This window comes from Actinomycetospora sp. (genome assembly GCF_036497585.1).
GTDB lineage: Bacteria > Actinomycetota > Actinomycetes > Mycobacteriales > Pseudonocardiaceae > Actinomycetospora.
Genome location: NZ_DASXJD010000157.1, coordinates 1 through 1,980 on the forward strand (window position 1 = coordinate 1; position 1,980 = coordinate 1,980).

General features: G+C 76.9%; 3 protein-coding genes. All 3 read left to right on the forward strand.

Translation table 11 applies throughout. The features are described 5' to 3' along the window. Nucleotides 1–542 (forward strand): SRPBCC family protein (locus VGH76_RS15310; RefSeq protein WP_331557557.1); only part of this gene is annotated, 542 nt, incomplete at its 5' end. Nucleotides 543–559: 17 nt separating this feature from the next. Then, entirely contained in the window at nt 560–1,249 is a 690-nt protein-coding gene (mftE, locus tag VGH76_RS15315) for a mycofactocin biosynthesis peptidyl-dipeptidase MftE (protein ID WP_331557558.1), read from the forward strand. 4 nt (nt 1,250–1,253) lie between these two features. Then, the gene (locus VGH76_RS15320; RefSeq protein ID WP_331557559.1) at nt 1,254–1,895 is read left to right on the forward strand and encodes a phosphoribosyltransferase; all 642 of its coding nucleotides are present in this window, start codon (nt 1,254–1,256) and stop codon (nt 1,893–1,895) included. Nucleotides 1,896–1,980 lie beyond the last annotated feature (85 nt).

Genomic DNA, 1,980 nt, shown 5'->3' on the forward strand with positions numbered 1-1,980 from the left:
TGACCGACCTGCGACGAGCCCTGGAGGACCCCGTGACCGCCGACCCGACCACGCATCCCGGTGCGACCGCCTTCGTCTACGTCAGCTACATCCGCACGACCCCCGAGAGGCTCTGGGAGGCGCTCACCACCCCGGCGTTCGTCCGCCGCTACTTCGACGGTGGCGGTCCGGACTCCGACTGGCAGGTGGGGGCGTCGGTGCGCTGGAGCATGTCGGGCGAGCCCGCGCAGGACTGGGACCAGCACGTCCTCGAGGCCGACGCGCCCCGCCGGCTGGCCTACACCTGGCACAACTACCAGCCGGAGATGCAGGAGATGTTCGGCTGGTCGGACGAGGAACTCGCGGCGCGGCAGCAGGAGCCGGTCGCGCGGGTGGCCTTCGAGATCGAGCCGGTCTCGCCGGAGGCCGTGAAGTTGACCGTGACCCACGACGGCTTCGTCCCCGGCAGCGAGATGCTCGCGGCGATCTCGGGCGGCTGGCCCGGCATCCTGTCCAACCTCAAGTCGCTGCTCGAGACCGGCGAGGTCGTGGCCGGCCGGTGAGGTGACAGGGTGGGGCCGTGGAGGTCTCACCGCGGGAGGTCGCCCGGGCCCGCGCCGCCGACTGCGCCGACACCGCGCTGCTGCTCGTGCCCGTCGGCGCGCTCGAGCAGCACGGCCCGCACCTGCCGCTCGGGACCGACACGACGGTGGCGACGACGGTGGCCGCGCGGACCGGGCTGCCGGTGACGCCGCCGATCGCGCTCGGCGCCTCGGGCGAGCACGAGGGGTTCCCGGGCACGATCTCGATCGGCACGGAGGCGCTGGCGGCGGTGCTCGTCGAGACCGGGCGCTCGGCGTGCCGGTGGGCGCGGCGGCTGTGCTTCGTCAACGCCCACGGCGGGAACCTGCCGGCGCTCGTGACCGCGACGACCCTGCTGCGCGCCGAGGGTCGCGACGTCGCCTGGCACTCGTGCGGGGTCCCGGGCGCCGACGCGCACGCCGGGCGGCACGAGACGTCGCTGATGCTCGCGCTCACCCCCGACGACGTCCGGCCCGACCTCGCCGTCGCCGGCAACACCGCCCGGCTCGGGGAGCTCATGCCCGCGATCCGCGCCGGGTCGGTGGCCTCGGTGAGCGCCAACGGCGTGCTCGGCGACCCCGCGGGGGCGAGCGCGGCGGAGGGCGCGGAGACGACGGCGGTCATGGTGACGGCGCTGCGCGACGCGCTGCGCGACTGGCGGGTCGACGACCACGGCCGGTTGGTGTGAGCCCGTGACCGGACCGGTCGTCTTCCGCAACCGGGTCGACGCGGGGCGTGCGCTCGGCGTCGTGCTCTCGCGGCTCGGGCTGGTCCGGCCCCTGCTCGTGGGGCTCGCCCGCGGCGGGGTGCCGGTGGCCGACGCCGCGGCCGTCGTGCTCGGAGAGGGGGCGGAGGTCGACGTCGGCGTCGCCCGGAAGGTGACCCGGCCGGGCCGCCCCGAGGCGGGGCTCGGTGCGGTCGCCGCCGACGGCGAGCCGGTGTGGTTCACCGCCGCGCTCGAACGCCAGGAGCTGTCCCCCGACGAGCTGGCCGACGCGGTCGCGCAGGAGCGCGCCGAGGCCCGTCGTCGGGAGGCGGTGTACGGGGCGACGTGGCGGGAGCGCGCCCCCGGGCGCCACGTCGTGCTCGTCGACGACGGCGTCGCCACCGGGATGACCGCGCTGGCCGCGCTGCGGGCCCTCGCGGCCGTCGGGCCGGCGCGGCTGGTGCTGGCGACCCCGGTGATCGCCCCGGCGACGCCGCCGCGGCTGGCGGTCGAGTGGGGCGGGGAGGTCGTCGCCGTGACGGTGCCCGAGCGGTTCCGCGCCGTGGGCGACCACTACGAGGACTTCGGGCAGCTCACCGACGAGGACGTCAGGGGTGTGCTGCCGTGACGGCCGCCCGCCCTCCCCGGCTCCCCGACGGCTGGACCGTGCGCCCCGACCTCCGGACCTGGCGGGTCGACGGCGGCGCGACGTG